Below are 24,273 nucleotides of genomic sequence, written 5' to 3' on the forward strand. Positions count from 1 at the left end.
CATATACAACTAAACCAGTGGCTGATTGAAATTCAATCAGCCACTTCTTACAAACCATGCATAGCGTCAATTCTCCATATCGCTTTATAAACAATACCACCTTTGTGATGGGTAATCGCAAAAATGCTGGTAAAACAACCTTTATGAATTGGGCTTTAAACCAGATCAGAAAAGTTGAAGCACCGGCTTTTACAACAATTGGCATTGATGGGGAAAAATATGACCAGATCGATGGCAGAACGAAACCATTGATCAAAACAGAGGAAGGCGACGCAGTGGTGACCAGTTATCCGATGCTTAAAAAAAGTAACGGGCAATTCAGAATTGAGAAAGCCTTCCCAATTAAAACACCCCTTGGTCAATTGGTAGCGGCAAGAACTCAACGCAGCGGCACTATTGAATTAATTGGACCGGAACACAATGAGCAACTTCAGCAGGTAACCTACTTTTTGAAGAATGAATTAGGTTACCGGTCAATAGTGATTGATGGAGCTGCCAGTCGCCTGACACCGGTAAGTGCTATTGACGATGGTGGTTTTTATTACGTTGTGAATATCGACAGGCGAAACCTGAAGAAAGCAATGGAACAAATGCAACTCCTATCATTTAGTGCCAGCCTAAAAAAAGCCGGCAAAGGATGTGATGATTTACATTTGGAAGGTGCATTAACAACCGCAAAAATTAACATCTTAACTGCTGAGCACAAAAATATTGTCATCGATAACCTGACTTCGATCTTCTTGACTTACGAACAGCTAAAGAAATTAACAAACCAGGTTCAGATAAAAGTCAAAAACTCAATCAACCTAAAAGGCTTTGTAGTGATATTAAAAGATGTGAGCCAAAATGAATTTGAGCTTATGTATCAAGGCAAAGGAATTAAAACCGAATTGATTTATAATCCTTATGTGCATCAATAAAGTCATAGAGTTTACCGATTTCATGAGCTTTTACAGTAAGTACAAGCCATTAACGCCGTATGGAATCGAGCATAAGGATAGTATGCCATATTACACTTCGGCTGAGGAATTGGACAATGTTCATCTTCTTACAGATAAACTCATCGATTTAATCAGTTCAAAAGAAAATTCGTCCCTCAAAATCGAAAACCATCTGAGCCGCATTGACAGGCTAAACACATTGGATAAAGATGTTTATGACATTATTGACATTCATCTGATTAAGAAATTCCTTATTCACTTTAGATCCATAAACACCCTCTTAACAAACGACATTAAGGAAACAATCGGCCTGAATTACGATTTCGATTCCGTGTTGCACGCCTTAACACCTGATAATGATAATGGAGAATCGTTTTACCTATCCTCATCATTCGATGAAAAGCTAAAGGCTGTTCGCAACAACATTGCTAAACTCGATACTGAGCTTAATGCTATCCGTCAGACAACTTTATCACAAATTCAGGATCAATACCAATTAAATTTTAATGGTAGTGAATTTGTATTAGTTGACAAAACTCACGAGGAGCTGTTGGATGCCAAAGAACTCACCTGCGAGTTTTACGATTCACACCTTATTAAAGTAAAGCCCGTTTATGGCAAAAACTACCTGTCTAAACAGGTTGAGAAAGAACAACTGCTAATTAATGAGTCTGAAGTTGAGAAAAAGATACTCAACAACCTATCAAACATTATTCAACAGAAAAAAGAACAATTAGCAGATGCCATCGAGTCCATCCGATTATTAGATGTAACAATGGCTAAAGCTCGTTTGGCACTCAAATACAAACTTACTAAACCTGCCTATCGATCTGATAAGATGATGGTGAAACAAGGGATTTATTATCCTTTATGGGAAAAGCATCAGGACAAAAAGCTTTCTTATACACCATTAAACGCATCATTCAATAGTAATACAGTATTACTATCGGGTTCTAATATGGGTGGCAAAACTGTCCTATTCAGAACCTTGGCATTTCTGCAATTGTTAACGCAATTAGGGTTCAGGATTCCGGCTACTGAATTCAATACCAAGGTGTATTCTGCCATCCATATTTTAGGTACCGCTTCTAATAATGGCATCGAAGGTCTTAGTTCATTCGGTCAGGAAATTCACCAACTAACGAACGCACTCAAAGACCATGAGACACGATTGCTATTCGTAGATGAATTGGCTAAAACAACCAATGCCACCGAAGCTAAAGCTATCCTTTATGCGGTTTTAAAATATACAACCCAAAATAAGAACCTCAACGGTTTCTATTCCACTCATTTTATTAATGTCCCCGGCATTGAAGGTGTAACAAAATATCGCATGAAAGGACTCAACAAACAAGCCTTTGAAAGACATTGCGAGCAACAGTCTGACGAAATCAGTGAGAAAATCCGCCTGATCAATGCTTTTATGCAATATGAAATCATTGAAGATAACGATAAACAACAAGCAAAAGACGCATTAACCATTGCAAGCATACTGGGACTGCAATCCGAAATAATGAACTACGCAAACGACTATCTGGAAAGAAAATAAAGACAAAATAATATGACAGAATCAAAACTAAATCTTGATAAAAACAAAATTAGCAGAGCACGGGAACTCTCAAAGCAAATTACCCGGCCTGTTAACGACTATATCGAAAAGCACACCACAGTTGCCATTGAGCGTGCTACGCTTCGAATGTTAGGTGCCGACGGCGTAACAACTGATGATGTACCAGTGCCCAATGCTATTGTGAACGCTTTAGGTGATAACATTCAGTATGGTGCTTCGAAGTATTACATCAATGCCATGCTGCGTAAAAATCTCACTGTTGAGCAATTGAATAATGAAATTGCCAACGGATTGGACATCTCAAGCATTGAATTGACCGACACATCTTTGATTCAAAAGAAAGCTGAGGAACTGGTAGCGGCTTTTTCGCACCGTGTTAAAGGTAATGTGGCTTACCGGACTTCTAAAATAACCGAGTATAAAGAGAAAGAAAATGCACCTCTCCTCTACCTCATCGTTGCTACCGGTAATATTTACGAAGATGTCAACCAGGCACAGGCCGCTGCCCGTCAGGGAGCTGATATTATTGCAGTAATCAGAACGACCGGACAAAGCCTGCTTGATTTTGTTCCTTACGGAGCAACAACCGAAGGGTTTGGAGGTACTTATGCGACACAGGAAAACTTCAAAATTATGCGTAAAGCATTGGATGAAGTAGGCAATGAAACGGGAAAATACATCCGACTGGTTAATTATTGCTCCGGTCTGTGCATGCCGGAAATTGCTGCAATGGGTGCCATAGAGCGTTTGGATATGATGCTGAATGACTCGATGTATGGTGTGCTTTTCCGTGATATTAACATGTACCGTACCTTTGTTGACCAAAAATTCTCTCGCATGATTAATGCCTTTGCCGGTATTGTGATTAATTCAGGTGAAGATAATTATCTGACCACATCGGACGCCTACGAAAAAGCATTTACAGTAACAGCTTCTCAGTTTATCAACGAACAATTTGCTTACGACTCAGGCTTGCCAGCCAAGTTAATGGGCTTAGGTCATGCCTTTGAGATGAATCCGGAGATAGAAAACGGTTTCTTATACGAGATGGCGCAAGCACAAATGGCACGCGAGATCTTCCCTGAAGCACCACTGAAATACATGCCTCCAACCAAGTATATGACAGGTGATGTATTTAAAGGCTATATCATGAATGCCATGTTTAACTTCATTGCCAAATCAACCAACCAGGGCATTTTATTGCTTGGTATGCTTACAGAAGCTATTCATACACCTTTTATGCAGGATCGCTTCCTGGCTGTTGAAAATGCACGTTATATCCTGAACAACACCAAGGATTTTGCCAATGATATTGAATTCAAGAAAGATGGAGTTATGCAAACACGTGCACAAAACGTGCTGGATGAAACCATCGAATTCCTGGAGCAAATCAACGGGAAAGGCCTTTTTGATTCAATCGAACAAAAAATGTTTGCAGAAGTAAGCCGACCAAAACATGGTGGTAAAGGCTTTGACGGGGTGAAAGAAAAAGCAGCAGACTACTTTAACCCGGTTTACGATTACTTGGAAGTTGAACTAGGATTAAAAAAGTAAGGAAATGGATAACATGATACGTCCCTATGGAGATACAATGAACGATGGTGCAGTGCAGCTTTCGTTCACTTTGCCTGTACCTCACTCAGCAAAAGCAGATGAAGCAGCTAAACAATATGCACACAAACTGGGTTTTGAAGAAGTGGAAGTGGTTCATTCCAACCCGCTTTCTGAAAACTTCTCCTTCTTTGTCGTGTATGGTAAGTCACAACAGCAGATCGACTACGATAAAATAGAAGTAGAAGCCGTTGAAAAGTCAATGGATTTTTATGAAGTGAATAACTACATTAAAGAAAATATTAAACGTAAAGTGGTAGTTGTTGGAGCCTGTACAGGAACAGATGCTCATACGGTGGGTATTGATGCTATAATGAACATGAAAGGCTTTGACCAGCACTATGGTTTAGAGCGCTATCCAATGATGGAAGCCTATAACCTGGGTGCCCAGGTGCCTAACGAGGAACTGATTAAAAAGGCTGTGGAGTTAAATGCTGATGCTATTTTGGTATCGCAGGTGGTAACACAAAAAGAAGTGCATATTCAGAACATGACTGATCTGGTTGAGTTATTGGAAGCTGAAGGCTTACGTTCTAAACTAATCGTCTGCGCCGGTGGTCCGCGCATCAGTAACAAACTGGCACTGGAATTAGGTTATGATGTAGGTTTTGGTCGTGGCACCTATCCTGAAAATGTAGCTTCGTTTATTGTGGAGAAAATGGTGGAAAGGAAATCCAGCTAATGGCTTATAGTTTCTGGCAGTCCCTAGCGCAGGTTTGTAACCTGTGCTAACATTAAAAACAAGAAGGCAAGGATAACAATTAGCTACGCTGATCTTCGATTCCGCGCCAGCAACAAGATCGAATTAAAAGAATCAACCAACTAAGCACCGTGCACTAAAAAGCACCGTGCACTAAAATATTAATCATGAAAGAAATTTATATCATTGATGCTGCCCGTACAGCAATTGGAAATTTTGGAGGAACTTTATCTACTATTTCTCCTGCGCAGATGGGAGCTACTGTTGTAAAAACTCTTTTAGAGCGTAACAAACTTAATGGTTCTGAAGTTGATGAAGTTCTAATGGGAAGCGTATTACAAGCTGGTCATGGACAGAATATTGCACGACAAATCGCCATGCAAGCTGGTATTCCTAAAGAAAAAACAGCCATGACCATTAACATGGTTTGTGGCTCGGGATTACGTACTGTTGCCATGGCAGCACAAACAATTAAAGCAGGAGATGCAGAGTTGATTATTGCAGGCGGTGCTGAAAACATGTCGCAGGCTCCTTACATTCTACCTAAAGCCAGAACAGGCTACCGCATGGGTGATGGTAAATTAGTTGACACCATGGTATTTGATGGCTTGACTGATATTTTCAACAACTATCACATGGGTATTACGGCTGAAAATCTGGCTAACAAATACAACTTAACGCGCGAAGAGCAGGATGCTTTTGCAGCCCAGTCACAAAACAAAGCCGAGAAAGCTATTAATAAAGGGCGTTTTGAAGATGAGATTGTACCACTAGAAATACCACAGCGAAAAAAAGATCCTATCATCTTTAAACAGGATGAGTTCGTACGTTTTGGTGTAACTGCCGATTCATTGGCTAAACTACGTCCTGCATTCTCAAAAGAGGGAACTGTAACTGCTGCCAATGCTTCAGGTATTAATGATGGTGCTGCAGCTATTATTGTTGCCAGTAAAGAAGCGGTTGAAAAATATGGATTAAAACCAATGGCAAAGATTGTATCTTATGCATGGCATGGCACCGAACCTTCAATAATGGGTATTGGCCCGGTAGAAGCTGTTCGCAAAGCGTTAGATAAAGCCAGCTGGAATAAAGACGAACTGGAACTGATTGAAGCCAATGAGGCATTTGCTGCTCAGTCTTTAGCTGTGATGAAAGATTTAGAATTGAATCCTGAAATCACCAACGTGAACGGAGGTGCTATTGCCATAGGTCACCCTATTGGTGCCAGTGGAACACGTATCTTAACCACACTTGTGCATGAAATGAAGAAGCGAGAAGTAAAAAAAGGTCTTGCTACACTTTGTATTGGTGGTGGTATGGGCATTGCCATGTGTGTGGAAAAATTGTAAATTGAAGTTTATTGTCCTATTTTAAACTTAAACCTTTAGTCTATTGGAAGAGTCCGCTATTATAGTGGGCTCTTTTTGTTTACGCCTGCAAATACAAAAGTGAAACAGGAATATTACGAATCGTATCTTTATATCCATAATGTAAATAAAGATACGATCCGTTTTGGTGAACAACCATTCTTAATATACTCTTAGGTGTAGGGATTCGATCTTTATATGCATTTTTTCAATAAAGATCGGATCCTTGAATTATCAATCAATTCACTATTGACATGGTCTGAAAACACTCTGAATCTTACAAAATAGCAGTTTGGTCGTTTCGGGATATCAGATGGCTGAAATAGGTTAAAACATCCCCAAAGGTGTGTATATGTTTGTAATATATAATTAACCAAATTAAAGAGAAATATCATGAAAACTAATTTATTTTTTAGCACATCAAAACTCTGGTTGGCCCTGGTAGTACTTTTAACAGGTTATAGTGTAAAACCAGAAGCACAGAACATCAAACAAGATAAGGAGGCCATTAAACCTATGGATGGTTACCCTGCCAGTGCAGAGTCGCAGGTAACATTGATGAATGCATTTGAGCAACCATTCAATAACTGGGCCTTTCGCAATGCAACCGTGTTCCCTTCCTTAATGGTTCCGAGGGGTGGAGATATTTTTATGTTTTCTGAAGGCGAACATACTGATATCGTTAACCATAAGTTCTCCGACACCAATGACATGACTGTAATGGATGCACTAGTGGGGGATGATACTGATGGTATTATCATTATTAAAAATGGCGAAATAAGATATGAAAAGTACTTTGGCGATTTTAAAGAAAATAACTCACACATATGGGCTTCATCAACAAAATCATTGATGAGCATGCTTACCGGCATCCTGGTTGAAGAAGGCCTGATAGATCTTAACAGAACTGTTGAATCTTATCTGCCGGAAATGAAAGGCAGTGCCTTTGATGGTTTGACCCTTCAGCAGGTAATGAATATGGTGAGTGCCATTAATTATTCGGAGGATTATGCTGACTTAAGACCCGGTACTATTCATTTTGAATATTTCAGAAGAATTGGTTTTGTTCCCGCATTTGACTTGATGGCAACAGACCCATTAAAAGATGATACTCCGAGAGGAATTTTAGGATTCCTTCCTAACCTGGAGCGTCATCCTAATAAAACTCCTGGCGAGCAATTTGAGTATCACTCGCCAAATGTTGATATTATCGGATTAATTATTTCACGCGTCACTAATCAATCACTTGAAGAGGTAATATCAGAACGAATCTGGCAGAAATTAGGTACTGAACACGATGCTCAGATGTTAACTGATGCCGCATTTAATCCTATTGCAACAGGAGGTTTCATGACCACTTTAAGAGATTTTGCACGTTTTGGTTATGCAATTCTGAATGATGGAATGATTAACGGACAACAAGTATTTCCAAAATCATTTATCGATGAAACAATAAGCCTTTCCAAGGAGGAAAGATTAGCCTGTGAAAGAAGTGTTTACAGAGCTGATCCTGATGGTGTAATGTACGACAATCAACTCAGAGGTTACAAAAACTTTTGGTGGATCCACGACAGTGATGCTAAAGTATTTACGGCAAGGGGTGTTTATGGACAAGGACTATATATTGATAAAGAAAATGATGTGATTATTGCTCATTTTGGAAGTGCCTCATCAGCTTCAAACTCTGCGCGTCCAAGCAATAAAACAAAAATGAAAGCATTTGAATATATTGCTAAAAACCTGAAATAATAATTTAACTGCCGTTCTGAATTCAAAATATAAGCAAGCCCACCAAAACAGCGGGCTTGCTTTATGAATATTACTTCCTTTACTTCCTTAGCATCTCAATGATGCTTAGGAAGTTGTTCTACATGTCTCTTTTGTTGTAATTGAAATTGTAATTAGTCTAATTATATCAGTATCATCCATGGTACGCATTGCTATCCTTTGGTGCATTTATCCGGTCTGAAAGAGAATAATCACGAACAACATTACAAACACGTATCCGGTAATCCGAAAAAATATGATCCATTCCAGCCTCTTGTCCCTTCCGGTGTAAAGTTTCGGTTCGCCACTTTTCAGTTGCTTCTTCACTTTCCCAAAACGAAAGTGATAATAATTTACCGGGTGTTTGCAAACTCTCAAAACGTTCAATAGATATAAATCCTTCAACATTTGCCAACAAAGGCTTTAGCTTTGCGGCTATATCCAAATACTCCTCCTTATTTTCTTCCTTTGGAAAAACTTCAAAAATTACTGCAATCATGTTATTAGTGTAAATCAATAGTTTTTAATTCTAACGGTTTTAAGCAATTCAACAGAACTTCCTTAGCATCTAAGGAATGCTTAGGAAGTAATAAATCAACTTTGATATTTAGTCCCATGCATTAAATACTCAATCACCATTTATTTATTTTTTTTAGGTGCATAATCTCTCATTTCCGGGATGGCTCCACCCGCAATGGCCCACAAATACAAGCTGGCCACCGATGCATAAGGTGAATAGCGGTGCCAATATTTATTGAATAACTTAGGTCTTATAGCGCGATGATGATAAAGCATTCGCATGCCTCTATGAATAGCTAAATCACCATAACTAAGTACATTCATACGCTGCATCGAAAACAACATGATCATTTCTGCTGTCCATGTGCCAATGCCTTTTAATGCGGATAACTCCAAACACACCTCATCATCGTTTAGTTTTGAGAGTTCATCAAGCCTCAACTCTTTGTTAGCCACTTTTTGAGCCATATTTTTAATGTAATCTACTTTGCGAAAAGTGAGCCCAATGCTCTGTAAATCTGTATCTGAAAAACTCAGAATGGTACCTGCATTCACTTCATTAGTTAAATCCAATAACCGTTTCCAGATGGTTTCTTGTGCTTTAGTTGATATTTGCTGACCAATAATGGCATGCATCAGTGCACAGAACAAATCTGGAATAACAGGCCGCTTAATTATTCCTATCCGATCCATTGCTGCCCCTAACACTTGATCTTTCTTTTTCAGGTGGTCAACTTCTTTCTTACCATATTGAAAATATTCTGTATTCATAGATTATATACTTTTGGCTGCCTCCCATGCTATCATGGCTTTCTTCCGCACACTCCCCCACCGGTATCCACCAATAACACCCGATGCACGTATCACCCGGTGACAAGGGATTAAATAAGCTACCGGATTACTACCGATTGCTGTACCTACAGCACGGGATGCCGAAGGTTGACTTATCATCTGGGCAATTTCTCCATAGGTTGATAATCCACCCGCTGGTATTTTAAGTAAAGCATCCCACACTTTTAACTGAAAGGCCGTTCCTTTAAGATGCAACTTAACTTGTTGCAGTTCCTGCCAGTTGGCATTAAAAAAACTAACAACAGGTTGATGTAATTCGTCTTCACCAGCTTTTAGTGTTGCATTGGGAAATAGTGTAATCAACTCGTTTAGCGAATCCTGCCTATCATCTGAAAAACCAATATAACACACTCCCTTAGCAGTTGATCCAACCAATACCTTTCCAAAGTTTGATGGTGCATAATGGTAGTTAATGGACAGGTTCCTACCACCATTCTTGTACTCACCAGGTGTCATCCCCTCTATATTAACAAACATATCATGCAACCGCCCTGTTCCAGATAATCCTATCTCATGTGCCGTTCCTGAAACGGTTTGGTGTTGCAATAGCTTTTTGGCATAGTTGACATTCAAAAACTGCAAGTATTTTTTGGGTGAAACACCAACCCACTCGGTAAACAGTTTCTGAAAATGAAAGGGACTTATATGTACATGATTGGCAATAGCATTCAGATCAGGCTGTTCCCTGAAATTATTCTCCAAGTATTCAATGGCTCTGGCAACTGTATGATAATAATATTGTTTCGTATCTTCCATGATGGTAAATATAAGCTATATGCAAAACTAGAACGCGCAGTCCGTTCAAAAAACCCGATTCTTGCGATTATAGTATGAAGTAAGTTAATAGCATCTTTATTATCTTAGTGTATGCTAATTAACCTCTCATCGCTACACTATGTCATATGAACAGGCCTTTGAGCAATGGAAACCAATCCTTGCCAAGATTCCAAATCAAGTTGTTAAAAGCCCCAAAATACCTATTAAAATACTTTGCGGCGAAGCAGAATCGCTATCGGTTACATGCCGGAATGACAAAACACAGTTATTAAAGGCCGGACTTGATTGGCAAAAAGTGGAGGATCTAATGCCTTTAAGTAATACTCTCAGGCACTGTGAAGCCATCTGGCGAAGTGTATCCGGCAAAACGACTGAGCAACAACAATGGCTGGAAATAAAAAAGGAAGCACTCGCATTAAAAAAAGAATTGCTCCGCCACTTCTTTTATGCATTTCACTGCCATCCTTCAATAAAAAAGAAGTTAAGAACAATCAACCATAACCGGGTCAACAAGCATTTAAGTCATGACCTGCTTCTGCTGGCCAATATAGCTCAAAAGTACAAACCTGTTTTGACCAGTATCAACTTCGATTTTGATCAATGTACAAAAGCAAAACAGTTGGCTCATCAACTTGGAGAAAAACTAGCCAACAGTCGAACTGGTAACAACTCTCAGGCTTCCTTTAAAAACTGGCGCGACAGAGTCTACACTCTTTTAAGCCAAAAAATGAAAGAGATACGAACATGTGGGAAGTATACATTCCATAATGATGATAAGAAATATGCACAATACACCTCATTTTATTACAGGAAGCACTATGCTAATAACAGGAAGTAAAAAATATAATATTTTTATGCTCCTGCTCATATTTTTAATTCCCTGTAAAGTATTTTATACTCCTGTAATAATCAATAGTACTCCTGTAATGAAATTAAGGTCTCCTGCAGCTTATAATTTTTAATTGGTCTTCCTCGCCATAATTTCAACATGTATTAAGGAATCAACGTTGCGAGCTTAGATCGGTAATTCATTCTGTTGAAATATCATATAGTTATAAGTTTAAATGAACACATCCGATTGTTATGGATATCATGTCCTGAATTTATTTCATCATGTAAGGCTGAAAGTCAATAATTAAAATTCACTATATTGCGCCGATAACCATGGAAAAATTCGGAAAACAATCGGATAATCTGCTAATTCCGGAAATATTGGAGGGTAGTCAGTATGCTTTTAATCAATTATTTGAAAAGTATTACAATTACGCTTTTGATGTTACCACACTTTATTGCACCTATCAGGATGCAGAAGAGGTTATTAGTGATGTGTTTGCCAGAATATGGAATAACCGGCAACAATTACAAGGTATCAGTAACTTTAAAAGCTACTTGTTTATTTCACTTAAGAACCAATGCCTTAACTACCTTCGCAAAAAGAAAATAGATACAATTGTCATCGATAATACTTTTGATCATCTGAGAGAAAAGGATCTGAGCCCTCAATCCTTAATGGAGATGGATGAATTAAACGAGAAAGTTGAGCAAGTCATTGCCGAACTTCCTCCTAAGTGTAAAGAAGCCTTTAAATTAGTTCGCGAAGATGGTTTGAAATACAAAGAAGCTGCCAGGAGATTATCAATTACCGAAAACACGTTGGATGTACATCTGAAAAAGGCAACAAAACGAATTATGGAAGTAATAAAAAATTACGGACTCAAATTAATTATACTTCTTTTACAATCATAAAACACTACTAGTGTGCACATTAAAAATATTTTGATTTTTTTTCAAAAACGAGTAACGGAATATCATTCAATCTGAGTCTTTAAAGTGAAGAAGAATAAAATGGCAAAATTAGCAGACATAGAGCATTTGATCACCAGAAAAATAAGTGGTGATATTACGCCTTCTGAAACCGAAGCACTATTCAATTGGGTGGCAGAAAGTGATGAAAATGCTCTTGCTTACGAAAAAATGATGCGGAGTATTGGCATTAAACAAAAGCAACTGCGAAAAAGTGCTATCTGGGAAAAAATTGAAAGCAAATCATCCCAAAAGAAAATTGAACATCACAGCTCGTTTAGTATAAGTAAATTAGTAAAAGTTGCCGCTATCTTAGTTTTGATTGCGCTTATACCCCTTGCGTTAGGTGAGTATGGAGAGGATGAGCTAGGACATGGCTTCACAAATAAAGTAACCGGAACAGAGCTTGTTACTTCATTCTACCTGCCTGACGGATCAAGAGTATTCCTGTCGAGAGGCAGTGAGATCAGTTACAATGATAATTACAACTTAAAAAACAGAGAGTTACTGCTGAAAGGCAAAGCCTATATAGAAATTGACGAAAAAGCAACACACCTTCCACTGATCGTTAATTCAGGGAAACGTTGCGCCATTGCTGTTAAGGGCAAATTAGCCATAGATAGCGAATCCGATAATCTTGATGTTGCTGTTGAAGAAGGCGAGGTAACAATTGTAGATACAGTATACAAGAAGGTTATTATCCCTATGTTTAAACTACAACCTTCTATTAAGAACGGAGAAAAAAAGCAACCAACAACACCGGTCAGTACTAAAGTTAAGCAAGGACAAAGAGCAACCTATTCCAATGATGATAATATGGCTAAAACAAACGTAGGCAACTACTGTGATGTTTTCAGCTGGAAAGATAAAGTGTTTTGTTTTAGTAATTTAAAGCAACATGAGTTGGCTTTTAAGATAGCCGATTGGTATGGGAAGCAAGTTGAATTTAAAGGTAACTTAAGCCCTTATCAAAACTACTCGGGAAGTTTTGATCACCCTTCGGTTCGGGAATTAATTGACGAGGTTTTTGGTTCTGAAGTAAAAGAGGTAAAAGAGACAAAGAGGAAAATAACAGTTATTTTTTCATAAGATAGCTAACACATTAATAAGATAAACGCTGGCAATGCTACACGGCCGGTAGCAATGTTATTGCGATTGAATTATTGATACCAATCAATGATAATGGGATAAATGTATCCTGCTAAAAATGAAAAATTCTTAGTTATTAATAAAAAACGACAGTAGTCTGTAACAATTATTTCCCTTAATCATTTACAAACTACCGTCTTCATTTACTAAAACTTAAATTGTATGAAAACAAATTTATTAAAATTTGTAATGGGAATCCTATTACCCGCTACATTAGTTCTGACTTCTTGTGAAGATGATGATCCAAAGTCTTCATTAACTGGTTTAACTTCATTTAGCTTTATGGCTGATGATAACATTCCGGGACTTGAAAATATTTCTTTTGAAATCAATCAGACTAACTACACCATTACCAATACAGATGAATTACCATACATGGCCGATGTTTCTGCATTAGTAGCCAAGTTTGAAGCAATTACCAATACTGTTGTAACAGTTGGTAATGTTGAACAGGTTAGTGAAGCAACTGAAAATGATTTCAGTTCGCCTGTTAATTATGTGGTTACAGCTGAAGATGGTGTTACAAAAATCACTTACCAGGTTGACGTTAAAGTGTCGCAGGTAAATCCGGAGGGTGTAAGCTGGGTTAAAGAGCAAGCTGCTATTACCAGCGATGCTTACCAAACTGTACAAAGCGTTTTTTTCAATGGTAAATACCGTGCTTTATATGGCAGTACTGCCAACGATCTGGCAAGTTCTAAATACTATACTTCTGAGGATGGCCAGACATGGACTGAAGCGACTGTTGATGCAGCTACATTCCCTGTAGGAAAGAATCACACCATGTTTGTTCATAACAACAAGCTATACATAAGCGGATATTTAACGATCGGCTCTCCCTGGGGATTCCCAATGGGCGTAGGTGCTGCTGAGTTATGGGAAAGTACTGACGGCGATACATTCACCAAATTGACAGATACCTATACTTTTGATGGCGGTAAAGTTAATTCAGCCTTCTTTTCTGTTGATAATAAACTTTGGGTTGTAGGTGGACAAAAAGTTGTATTTGGAAGTATTTCAGGTGCTAAAGATCCTGATGCAGAGCTTTTCGGTCCTCAAGGGCTGTCAAACCGTATTCACAACTCAGGCGATATGGTTGCATGGGAAGAAGCTGATACTGATATCCTGCCCGAAGAAGCACCACGTCGTTATTCAGCTAACGTTGTTCACAATAACAAAATGTTTATGATTGGTGGCCAGATAAGCGGTGGGTTCCTTTCAAGTGACGTTTGGAGCAGTGCCGATGGTAAAGCATGGAGCAAAGTATCTACAGGTGGCTTTACAGCACGTATGGGTGCAGGTGTTATTTCTTACGACAACAAGCTATGGCTAATCGGCGGACAAACCGGTTTAGGTGTTTGTACATCAGAAATTTTAGTATCTGAAGATGACGGAGCTACATGGGTAGCACCTGAAGAAGACGCTTTATTACCAGAAGGCTTTACTCCTCGTGCAGGTCATTCAGTTTATTTAGATGATAATAACAAAGTATGGATTGTTGGTGGATACAGTGCAGAAAAAATCAGCACAACTGACCCTGACACCCAGGAAGTAACTTACTCTGAAGAGCTGACATCATTAAATGATGTGTGGAGCGGTAAGTTAAATAAATTATAATAGCAGGAATGAGGGTATCCGAAAATCAGGAAATTATAAAAGGGAACTTGACTAATAGTTATATACTTTAATTTTCGGACACCCTCTTCTTTACTTTTTCAATCTATTTTCATATCTAATCTTAATCTATTTTTATAATCTACCTATCAGCATATGCCGGGTACTAAATCTACTGCCATGTACAAAGCATTTTATATAATTGGCTTATGGCTTTTAACCACCATCAACCTCTTAGGACAGGAATCGGTTAAAGCAACCGAACTGCGACCTGCAACTGTTAAAGGGATTGTTATTGATTCCCAAACGGGAGAGCCCATTCCAGGGGCTAATGTTTACATTAAAGAAACCATGCGAGGCGATGTGTCGGGTATGGATGGAGAGTTTCAGATTCTCCAAATTCTGGAAGGACAAACCATTTGCATCTCATGTATTGGTTGCAAAGACCAATTAATAGTTTATAAAGGACAAGAATTTATTAAAGCCGAATTAATTGAAGACGTGGTAGCACTTGGCGAAGTTGTTACTGTGGGATATGGCGTGCAGGAACGTCGAGACCTAACCGGCTCGGTGTCTAAGATTACTGCTGAAGATATAGCCGGCCTTGCCCCCAGCTTCGATAATGCATTGGTTGGTAAAGTGGCGGGAGTTAACGTAAACCTGAGCAGTGGTGCACCCGGTAGCGCTACATCTATTACTATTCGGGGTCTTTCATCACTTAATGCCGATAGTAACCCATTAATTGTTATCGATGGAGTACCTGTATATGGAACGGGTAAAACAGTTAACAATATTGATTTTGGTAATGGTACAGTTGCCGGAGCTTCAGTAGGAGGCAACTCGGTGAGCAATGGTTACTCACAACCTCTGGAATTTGAACGCAACCCTTTAGCTGCTCTTAACCCCGACGATATTGAATCAATAGAGATACTAAAAGATGCCTACTCAACCGCCATCTATGGCTCGCGAGGAGCCGCTGGTGTTATACTAGTTACAACCAAAAAAGGAAAAAAAGGGAAACCACAGATAAACATTGGTCACTCGGTTGAATTGAGCCAACCAATCGGAACACCGGACCTGCTAAATGCAGATGAATTCAGCTCAATTTATACGAAGTTTAATGAGGCTATTGGCTCAGCAGCAACATTTCCTACTACCTATAACACTGATTGGTTAGATCAGGTATTAAGAACAGGAATCACTCAAGAAACCAGAGCTTCAGTATCAGGTGGAACGGATAATACATCTTACTACATAAGTTTTAACCGATTTGATCAGGAAGGATATATTATTAATCAGGATTTTAGCCGTAATAGTGTTCGAACTAATTTTGATATCAGCCCTGCTGACTGGATAAACTTTGGAACTAACTCAACCTATTCGCTAATTGAAAACTCAGCATTAAATAGTCAAAAAGTATACAGGGATGCAGTAATGATGTCCCCTAATATACCAGTTTATCATCCTGATGGTAGTTATTTCTTCCATACCCCTAACATTGGAGATTTCGAAGACAACATCAATAACATTTCAGGACACCTTGGCAATCCCGTTGCTTTGGCTCATGAAGATAATACAGTTAAGGACACACGTGTTATTTCAAACTTTTACGCAGAACTAAAACCTTTACCCTGGCTACGTTTTAAATCTGAATTTGGAATCGACCTATACAGTACTAAATCATACAACCGTAACCTGGCAACCCCTCAAAATCCTGATGGTACAGGCACATCAGCATCCAATCAGAATCTGAAATATGTGGTTAATAATGTATTGACCATTCGAAAGATCACCGACAACCACATGTTGAATGCGATTATTGGGCAAAGCTTTGAAACATCAGAAGAAAGCCGCATGCGCGTAACGGGAACAGGCTTTTTTGATGATAGTGAAAAAAGTATACAATCAGCAACTGACAAACGTGTATTAGATGCAATTACTCAGGAGTGGGCAGTTGTATCGTACTTTACCCGCTTAAATTACCGTTATAAGGATCGTTATCTGGCAGGATTTACCTATCGCATTGATGGCTCCTCACGTTTCAGTAAAAACGAACGATATCGTGGTTTTCCTTCTCTATCAGCCGGATGGATTCTAAGCGAAGAAGGCTTTATGGATAATTCCAGAGGTTGGCTGAGTGAGTTAAAATTACGCGCCAGTTATGGATTAACCGGGCTTGATGGTTCATTCGGAGGTTACTACGGTAACCAGGGACAGTGGACAAGAGATAACAGAACAATGAATGGTGGAACATTACAATACAATGGAGTGCCACTTCTGTTCAATTCCCAATCGGTTAACCCTAATCTAGAATGGGAAACAACAACGTCACTCGACTTAGGTGTGGATGCATCTTTGTTTAATGGCAAACTGGACATTACACTTGATTATTTTTATAAAAGAACCAACAATCTGCTTGCCAGTGATATGGTGCCTCTCTACATGGGCTGGAGTACACAGCAACAAAACGTTGGTGACATGAAAAATGAAGGAATTGAATTGTTGGTTAACGGTACAATTTTCCAAAACCAAGATTGGTTATGGACCGGTTCATTTAACATCTCTCACATCAAAGATAAGCTCTTAAGTCTTAATGAAGCAGGCTATCAAATGGCTCAAAACCAAGGTCTGGAACGTAAAGTATTTGTTGTTGGCGAAAGCCTTAATCAGTTTTACATGTATGATTGGGTTGGTGTTGATCCAATGACAGGTAATCCGCAATGGCGCTACGATAATGGTACGATTAGTGAAGTACCTCCGCAGGCTGTTTTCGATTCTGATAACCCATTGGCTAATCGATATTCTGCCGGAAGCAGCATGCCGGATTTCTACGGTGGTTTCAGCAATAACATTCGTTACAAAAACTGGGAATTGAATTTCGCATTCTCTTTCTCAGTTGGTCAGGAACTGTATAATGGAACGCAAGCAACACTAATGACATATACCTTGCCTGAATCAAATAATCTTTCAAGAGATATTCTCGATTATTGGAAAATTCCCGGACACCAAACTGATGTTCCAAAATTAGATAATGCAACAACGGTATACGTCGACCCAAATTGGGCGTCCAGTGGATTAAGTGGTTATGATGTAAGTCGTCTGAACGATCGTTTTCTGGAAGATGCCTCTTACCTGCGACTAAGAAACATTACGCTTGGCTATACATTTAGAAATAATTGGGTTAAGAAGCTTTATATGGATCGGATCAGAGTATATGCTCAGGGAACCAATCTGTTTACTTTAACCGGATATAGCGGAATTGACCCTGAAGTAAGCGCCTATGGCTCAAGTGCCGTTCTCGGTGGTTATGATGAAATTACTATGCCACAAGCAAAATCAATAAAGTTTGGAGTTGACATTAGCTTTTAAGAATAACCAATAAGATTAAAAGTATGAAGACAAAATATATTATACTGGGATTGGCAAGCATTTACATATTCTTAACTGCTTGTGACAAACAATTGGATTTGGCACCCGAAGATACCATCATTGAAGACAAAGTATTCGAAAAGTTTTCAACTGCTGAATCTGCTGTAGCCGGAACTTACCACTTGTTGTTTAGTGCTTCAACAAAGGACTATATCATGGCAGAAGCTACTTCGTCAACATGCGAATATAGTGCAGCAGCAGCCCGGACTTACGATGAGATTAATAACGGAGCTATCTTACCGGAAGATGCTAACTTGCAGCAAATTTATGAAGCATATTACGCAGCACTTGTACAGGCAAACCTGCTTCTTTATAAAATTCCTGAGCTGGGCATGTATGATGAGATGTACATGCTGCAGCATATGGCCGAAGCTAAGTTTATCAGGGCTTATGCCTATTTGCGTCTACTAGGTTGGTATGGTGACGGAGCTCTTATGGATCAGCTTCAAAAAGATGGTGTTGTGCTATATCTTGAACATTATAATGGTTTCGACCGTGACAATGACATCCGTCCCCGTAATTCCAATGACGAAGTTTTTGCACAAATCATAAAAGATTTGCAAGAAGCAATTGAAGACTTACCTGCTCCAGGCGAACAAACAGATATTGAGAACAGAGTGAGCAGAGCCAATAAAGCCACATGTGAAGCATTGCTGGTGCGCACGTATATGCACAAACGCGATTATGCCAATGCATTGAATCATGCCAACCAATTTATGACTTATAGCGAATATACGCTAGAGGACGATGTTCTGAAGATATTCCCTCCGAACCCAAATGACGCTGTTATTCCATTTTCAACGGAGCATATCTTCGGATTCCCTGTTAGTTCGAATGGTGGAAACTGGCAATTTGGAGGCAATAACATCTACTATAATTATAACAATTATTGGTACAGTGAATCACTCATTAACAATTTTGAAGACACCGACTTGCGAAAGCTTAACTTAATGAATGAAATCTTGTATCAGGGTAACACTGTTTATGTGACAAAAAAGTATCCGAATGACAGTGGTCGCGACAACATGACTATGATGCGTTTACCTGAAATCATTTTGTCAAAAGCAGAAGCTCTTGCCCGCACCTCAGCCACTGTAACGCAGGAAATGGTTGACCAGTTGAATAAGATTCATTTAAGAGCTAATCCCGATGATGATGCATATGAAACTGGTGATTTTGCATCGACCAGCTTATTTATTGAGCGGGTATTGCTCGAACGGGATAAAGAGCTGGCTTTTGAAGGCTTCACCCGTTTTGATCACCTGAGAACCGACAGACCATTGTATAATCCTGATTTGCCGGACAACAAAAAGGTACTTCCGATTCCGTTGCGTGAAGTTCAGATCAGTAACGGAGTGGTCAAACAAAACGAAGGTTATACATCCAACTAACAAAAACTAACACACATAATGAACAAGAACAAAATCAGCAGAGCACTGGTGGTGATTGCTATTGCCCTTTTGTTTGCACCTGCTATTAAAGCTCAGATGCAACCGGCCAAGCGCATAGCCCCCAAAGTGATCAAAGGAATGACAGTGAATGCACCTGTTGAAACGGTATGGAAGTACATCTCTTCACCCAGGGCTCTTTATCAATCCATACCGGAAGTTAAAGACTTAAAATGCCCGGCCATTGCCAGGGATGCCAAACTAAGTTTTTCCATACCTAACGATGCCAATCGACAGCAGGAAGTGAGTGTATTAGACAAAAACGAACAATTAATCGCCTATTACATCACTCGTTCAGATTACTATGATCAGCCCTGGGTTATTCGCCTTATAGTCGGAGCCGATGAGGATGATTCGTATCTCCAGTTTGAAGGCATATTCGGCATCAGGGATAAAGCAAAGGAAAAAGAGATGATAAAGCTTGTTGAAGCCGAATGGTTCCTGATGAAAAAAGCGATAGAAAAGAAGTTTGAATAACACTAAATAAAAAACGAATGAACACGAGACTAACATTAGCAATGGTAATAATCACATTGCTGAGTGCCTGTAATAATAAACAAACTGATACCATTACCCTTAGTGGTAAGGTGAAATTTCCTGACAACCGTTTTAAAATGTATATCTCACAGTACCGTGACGGTGAGAAGGTGGTGACTGACTCTTTCCAGTTAGCTGATGACGGAAGCTATCATTACCAAATGAATACTACTGTACCGGGTGAATATACATTGGATTGCCAGAAGTGGCAGTCGGTTCGTTTTTGGGCTGAAGATGAAAATCTAGCTATTGATTTCCGCGGACAGGACACAGCTAAAATCAAGATTAAAAATCCGCCATATGTTTACATTCACGGCGGTCCTAAAAATGAGGTAATGAACCACCTCAACTTTCTTAACTACCGTTCGTACCAGGTGATGATCGGCTTATCTCAGACTGTGTATAAGGCGACAAAAGATATTCCTGAGAAATATGGTGAGATAGCCGGAAAATTATATGGTGTTGCCAGCGATGACGATAGAGCCCGTTTCCGGTTTTTAGCTAAGGAATATGCCGACAGAAACAGCGTACTTGCTGTAGTTAACCGTCTGCGCGACAAAACAGATAAAGAACTGATTGACGAAACCCTTGCAACTCTTAAAAAAACTAACCCAACTTACCCACCTCTTTTAAAATACATTAAAGACAAGGAAGATGCCCGTGCTGCTGCCGAAAAAGTAAAACTGGGTAAAGTAGCTCCTCATTTCTCTTACCCTACACCTGACGGAGTAATGGTTTCTCCGGAAGATTATAAGGGAAAGATTGTGGTGATTGATTTTTGGGCTTCATGGTGCGGTCCATGTCGTAATGAAATTCCTCACTTAAAAGAAGTGTATGAAAAATATCACCCTGAGGGAGTTGAGCTATTAAGTGTTTCCATCGATAAAAAAGAAGGAGACTGGCACAAAGCACTTGCTGAAGAAGAAATGGCCTGGACGCAGGTGTTAGCACCAAAAGCCGGAAAGCAAACGATGAAAGACTATCAATTCAGTGGCATTCCTTTCATTATCATCCTCGACAAGGATGGCAAGATTGTTGCCAAACAGCTGAGAGGCAAAAAAATAGACGAAAAACTTGAGGAACTGCTAACTAAGTAATCAACAAATAAGAACTAAGATGAAGAAAGTAATTTCTATAATAACAGTGTGTTTGCTTCTCGTAACTTTTACGCACGTTACAAAAGCAGATAATACAGACGGAGAAGGTATTCACTTTACACATGGATCATGGGAGGAAATAATTGCCAAAGCAAAGAGCGAAAACAAATTAATCTTTGCCGATTGTTACACTACGTGGTGTGGCCCATGTAAGATGTTGTCCAAAAAAGTATTCCCGCAGAAAGAAGTTGGTGACTACTTTAATGCCAATTTTATCAATGTGAAAATTGATTGTGAAAAAGGTGAAGGAGTTGATCTGAAAAATAAATTTGGTGTATCAGCTTTCCCTACCATGTTATTCATCGACCCTTCCAACGAAAAGGTATTACACCGTGTGGTAGGATTCCGTCCGGCAGAAGAGTTAATTAAAGAAGCTAAGGGTGCTCCTGCTGAAGCTAAACGTGCCGAAGCATTGGCAGCAGCATACAAAAAGAATAAGAAGGATCTGAAAACAGTTGAGGATTACCTGAGCTATCTTGTTAAAGTGAGTGATCCCAAAGCTGAAGAGGTGGCCTTGCATTATCTGAAAATGATTCCGAAAGCTGACTGGCACAAAAAGGACTATTTCTGGTTACTGAGCCGCTATGTAAAAGATCCGTTTAGCAAAGAAGCGTCATACTTTTTTAAGAACAAGCAGAAGTTTATTGAAGAGAATGGCTTTAAAGGCGAATACTTTGAGTCTGGTTTATATTACGGCCATGCTGGTGATCTGACAGATGTTAAAACCAAAAGTGAATTTAATCAGAAGAAATTCGATAAACTGTTGAACCTAATGGAAACAAACGGTTTTGACCGTATTGATGCCGTGAAGGATTATACCAACAGAGCTTTACTGGTTAATGTTGGCGACTATGACGGTTACATGGATGTGGTTGAAAAGAAATTTGCTGAAGGATTTGCTAAAAATCCTAAGTATTATGCCGAAGTTGGCTTTAACCTGCTAAATCGTCTTAAGGATTGCGAAGATAAGGCCATCTACAAAAGAGCTTCTGACCTGATGGATGACGCCATTGCAGCACAATATAATAATGCAGAACTGGATATGTTCAGCTTATCTATTGCTTATCGCGACAGCTATGAGTTCTTACAAAAAGCCGGCATTACAGGCGAACGTCTGGCAGTTGCCAAAGCAATGAATGACCTGTTTGTTAATATTACACCTAAACATCGTCAATTACTGGACAAAACGTATAAAGAAGCGCAGGAAGCCAAGGCTGAAGGCAAAACAGGTGGCCGTGCTATCCCGGCAATGAGAATGGGAGGCCACTAAAAGATTGGTTTATATTTGGTTTTATTAGACGAACGCTTTGGATTCATTTTCAAAGCGTTTGTTGCAAATGTTAGAAATATGAAGACTTTATTAACGATATTTTTAAGCCTCATTATTGGAGGAATTTTCGCTCAGTCCGAAGAAGGCATTCAGTTCACACATGGCAGCTGGAGTGAAGTAAAGCAGCTGGCTAAAGAACAAAACAAGGCAATCTTTATCGATTGTTATACATCATGGTGTGGGCCTTGTAAGATGCTATCAAAAAATGTATTTCCGCAGGAAAAAGTTGGTCAACTGTTTAACACACATTTTATCAATTATAAAATAGATATGGAAAAAGGTGAAGGACCTGAGCTCAAGAAGCAATTCAATATAAAGGCCTTCCCCACTCTTATCTGGGTTGATAAAGATGGGAACGAACTTCATAAAACAGTTGGTGCGCCTAAAGCTGAAGACCTGATAAAAACAGCACAATTGGTTATTGATGGTAAAGGACTGGCCGATTTAAAGCGTCAATACGAAGCCCGACCCGATGATTATCAAACCATGCTTCGTTACATTGAAGCATTGGGTAATGCCTACGAAAAGCAGATCATTCAATCGGTATTGCAGGCTTATTTTGAGAAAGTAAAAGGCAGTGCATTGCTTGAAAAACAAAACTACAACCTGCTTAAAGATTATGCGGGCGATATTTATTCACCGGCTTTTATCTGGTTCGATAAACATCAGAATGAGTTTAAAAAACAATATCCGCCGGAAGAAATCGATCAGAAATTATTTCAAAGCTACCTGAGCTATGGACATTCTCTGGTTAAGAAAGACCAGGTCGATTATGATGGCTTTAAACAATATGGTAAAACATTAAAGAAGCGTAAAGTCGTAGGTCGTGAGAAAATGATCGCCTACATAGAAGAAAGCATTTGTCGTGCAGAGAAAAATTGGGACGACTATATTGACAAGGTAAATGATAATATAAATCTGGCTTATCACGATGCCGACAATTCATTCCTTTACTACAACTGGGCTAAGGCCATTGACAACGATGCAAATGCCCAAAGCAAACATTATCTGCAGGCCGCTCAATGGATGGAAAAGGCCTTTGAGGTCAGCCGGTGGCCATTGGCCAATAACATCGTTTACCTCGAAGAGAAGCTCAAAATTTTAAAGAAAGCCGGGCTTGACAAGCAGGAAATCAATCAGCTGGAAGAACGCATTAAGCAATTGAAGCAACAGGTGAATAACTAAAGCCAGTCGGTAACGATTACCGCTTCCTGATCAAAGCCTTTTAACTGCAGCTCACAGTATGAATTATTGAGAGGGAAGCAGAATAAAATATGAATGAGGATATCCAAAAACTTTACTGTTATTCCGGATATCCTCATTGCATTTAGCAGGAATCATTACTCTCAAAAGGACAAAATCTTTGCCCTTGATAGGGCAGAAAAATCTGTGGAATCATACTTAAGTTATTAACACATCTCCTTCTTCTTGCATCTTTACCGGTACTTATTTATTTTGCCGAAGTTTTAAACAGTTTCTTAATCCACATCGTATGGCAGATTTATTTAAAGACCTTTATTCTGAACAGTTCTTCGAAGTTTTAACAGAGGCAGTTGAAACAGTTTTACATGACTTTAACAAGGATCAGTTTCTACAGGAAATTTATGCTGTCGATTGGGACGAACTGGAGTTGAAACAACGAATGCACCACATATCGCACACTCTTGCAAACTATTTATCTGATGACTATCCCAAAAGTGTT

20 protein-coding genes are annotated in these 24,273 nt (G+C 39.2%); 17 read left to right on the forward strand and 3 right to left on the reverse strand.

The genetic code is table 11. The features are described from left to right. Positions 1–56: 56 nt before the first annotated feature. From AC4MRQ_RS08610 to AC4MRQ_RS08635, 6 genes are all read left to right on the forward strand, one after another. The gene (locus AC4MRQ_RS08610) at positions 57–920 is read left to right on the forward strand and encodes a KamB family protein (protein WP_491197259.1); all 864 of its coding nucleotides are present in this window, start codon (positions 57–59) and stop codon (positions 918–920) included. Continuing rightward, positions 907–2,490, forward strand: a complete 1,584-nt coding sequence (gene kamC / locus AC4MRQ_RS08615) for a lysine 5,6-aminomutase reactivase ATPase KamC (RefSeq protein WP_491197260.1) — start codon at positions 907–909, stop codon at positions 2,488–2,490. Before AC4MRQ_RS08610 ends, kamC begins: the two co-directional genes overlap by 14 nt. 12 nt (positions 2,491–2,502) lie before the next feature. After that, complete coding sequence (gene kamD, locus AC4MRQ_RS08620; RefSeq protein WP_491197261.1) at positions 2,503–4,065, forward strand: lysine 5,6-aminomutase subunit alpha; 1,563 nt, start codon at positions 2,503–2,505, stop codon at positions 4,063–4,065. Between the two features lie 4 nt (positions 4,066–4,069). Continuing rightward, positions 4,070–4,804, forward strand: a complete 735-nt coding sequence (gene kamE, locus AC4MRQ_RS08625) for a lysine 5,6-aminomutase subunit beta (protein ID WP_491197262.1) — start codon at positions 4,070–4,072, stop codon at positions 4,802–4,804. A 185-nt stretch (positions 4,805–4,989) separates the two neighbouring features. After that, positions 4,990–6,171, forward strand: coding sequence for an acetyl-CoA C-acetyltransferase (locus tag AC4MRQ_RS08630; RefSeq protein ID WP_491197263.1), 1,182 nt, complete (start codon positions 4,990–4,992; stop codon positions 6,169–6,171). A 411-nt stretch (positions 6,172–6,582) separates the two neighbouring features. Continuing rightward, on the forward strand, positions 6,583–7,938 hold the full coding sequence (locus tag AC4MRQ_RS08635; protein WP_491197264.1) for a serine hydrolase domain-containing protein: 1,356 nt from the start codon (positions 6,583–6,585) through the stop codon (positions 7,936–7,938). 172 nt (positions 7,939–8,110) lie between these two features. Here AC4MRQ_RS08635 and AC4MRQ_RS08640 read toward each other — a convergent pair whose 3' ends face one another. The 3 genes from AC4MRQ_RS08640 to AC4MRQ_RS08650 form a co-directional block, all read right to left on the reverse strand. Next, positions 8,111–8,455 carry an antibiotic biosynthesis monooxygenase family protein gene (locus AC4MRQ_RS08640; RefSeq protein WP_491197265.1) on the reverse strand — a complete coding sequence of 115 codons (345 nt, stop codon included), beginning with the start codon at positions 8,453–8,455 and terminating at the stop codon, positions 8,111–8,113. A 140-nt stretch (positions 8,456–8,595) separates the two neighbouring features. After that, complete coding sequence (locus AC4MRQ_RS08645) at positions 8,596–9,246, reverse strand: DNA-3-methyladenine glycosylase family protein (RefSeq protein ID WP_491197266.1); 651 nt, start codon at positions 9,244–9,246, stop codon at positions 8,596–8,598. Between the two features lie 3 nt (positions 9,247–9,249). Then, entirely contained in the window at positions 9,250–10,083 is an 834-nt protein-coding gene (locus AC4MRQ_RS08650; RefSeq protein ID WP_491197267.1) for a bifunctional transcriptional activator/DNA repair enzyme AdaA, read from the reverse strand. A 139-nt stretch (positions 10,084–10,222) separates the two neighbouring features. Here AC4MRQ_RS08650 and AC4MRQ_RS08655 point away from each other — a divergent pair, with 139 nt between their 5' ends. The 11 genes from AC4MRQ_RS08655 to AC4MRQ_RS08705 all read left to right on the forward strand — a co-directional run. Continuing rightward, complete coding sequence (locus tag AC4MRQ_RS08655; protein WP_491197268.1) at positions 10,223–10,942, forward strand: hypothetical protein; 720 nt, start codon at positions 10,223–10,225, stop codon at positions 10,940–10,942. Between the two features lie 326 nt (positions 10,943–11,268). Then, entirely contained in the window at positions 11,269–11,850 is a 582-nt protein-coding gene (locus AC4MRQ_RS08660; RefSeq protein WP_491197269.1) for an RNA polymerase sigma factor, read from the forward strand. A 99-nt stretch (positions 11,851–11,949) separates the two neighbouring features. Beyond that, complete coding sequence (locus AC4MRQ_RS08665; RefSeq protein WP_491197270.1) at positions 11,950–12,996, forward strand: FecR family protein; 1,047 nt, start codon at positions 11,950–11,952, stop codon at positions 12,994–12,996. Positions 12,997–13,218: 222 nt separating this feature from the next. Further along, positions 13,219–14,673 carry a DUF6242 domain-containing protein gene (locus tag AC4MRQ_RS08670; protein ID WP_491197271.1) on the forward strand — a complete coding sequence of 485 codons (1,455 nt, stop codon included), beginning with the start codon at positions 13,219–13,221 and terminating at the stop codon, positions 14,671–14,673. Between the two features lie 177 nt (positions 14,674–14,850). Then, the gene (locus tag AC4MRQ_RS08675; RefSeq protein ID WP_491197272.1) at positions 14,851–18,039 is read left to right on the forward strand and encodes a SusC/RagA family TonB-linked outer membrane protein; all 3,189 of its coding nucleotides are present in this window, start codon (positions 14,851–14,853) and stop codon (positions 18,037–18,039) included. 23 nt (positions 18,040–18,062) lie between these two features. Then, the gene (locus AC4MRQ_RS08680; protein ID WP_491197273.1) at positions 18,063–19,490 is read left to right on the forward strand and encodes a RagB/SusD family nutrient uptake outer membrane protein; all 1,428 of its coding nucleotides are present in this window, start codon (positions 18,063–18,065) and stop codon (positions 19,488–19,490) included. Between the two features lie 18 nt (positions 19,491–19,508). Then, positions 19,509–20,024 (forward strand): hypothetical protein, encoded by a 516-nt coding sequence (locus AC4MRQ_RS08685; protein ID WP_491197274.1) that lies wholly within the window; start codon positions 19,509–19,511, stop codon positions 20,022–20,024. A gap of 17 nt (positions 20,025–20,041) precedes the next feature. Beyond that, positions 20,042–21,181, forward strand: coding sequence for a TlpA family protein disulfide reductase (locus AC4MRQ_RS08690; RefSeq protein WP_491197275.1), 1,140 nt, complete (start codon positions 20,042–20,044; stop codon positions 21,179–21,181). 19 nt (positions 21,182–21,200) lie between these two features. Beyond that, entirely contained in the window at positions 21,201–22,511 is a 1,311-nt protein-coding gene (locus tag AC4MRQ_RS08695; RefSeq protein ID WP_491197276.1) for a thioredoxin family protein, read from the forward strand. Positions 22,512–22,589: 78 nt separating this feature from the next. Continuing rightward, a complete protein-coding gene (locus AC4MRQ_RS08700; RefSeq protein WP_491197277.1) occupies positions 22,590–23,756 on the forward strand; it encodes a thioredoxin family protein in 1,167 nt (388 codons plus the stop codon). A 307-nt stretch (positions 23,757–24,063) separates the two neighbouring features. Continuing rightward, positions 24,064–24,273: hypothetical protein (locus AC4MRQ_RS08705; protein ID WP_491197278.1), on the forward strand; the 210-nt coding region annotated here is incomplete at its 3' end.

This window comes from Carboxylicivirga sp., assembly GCF_982718395.1.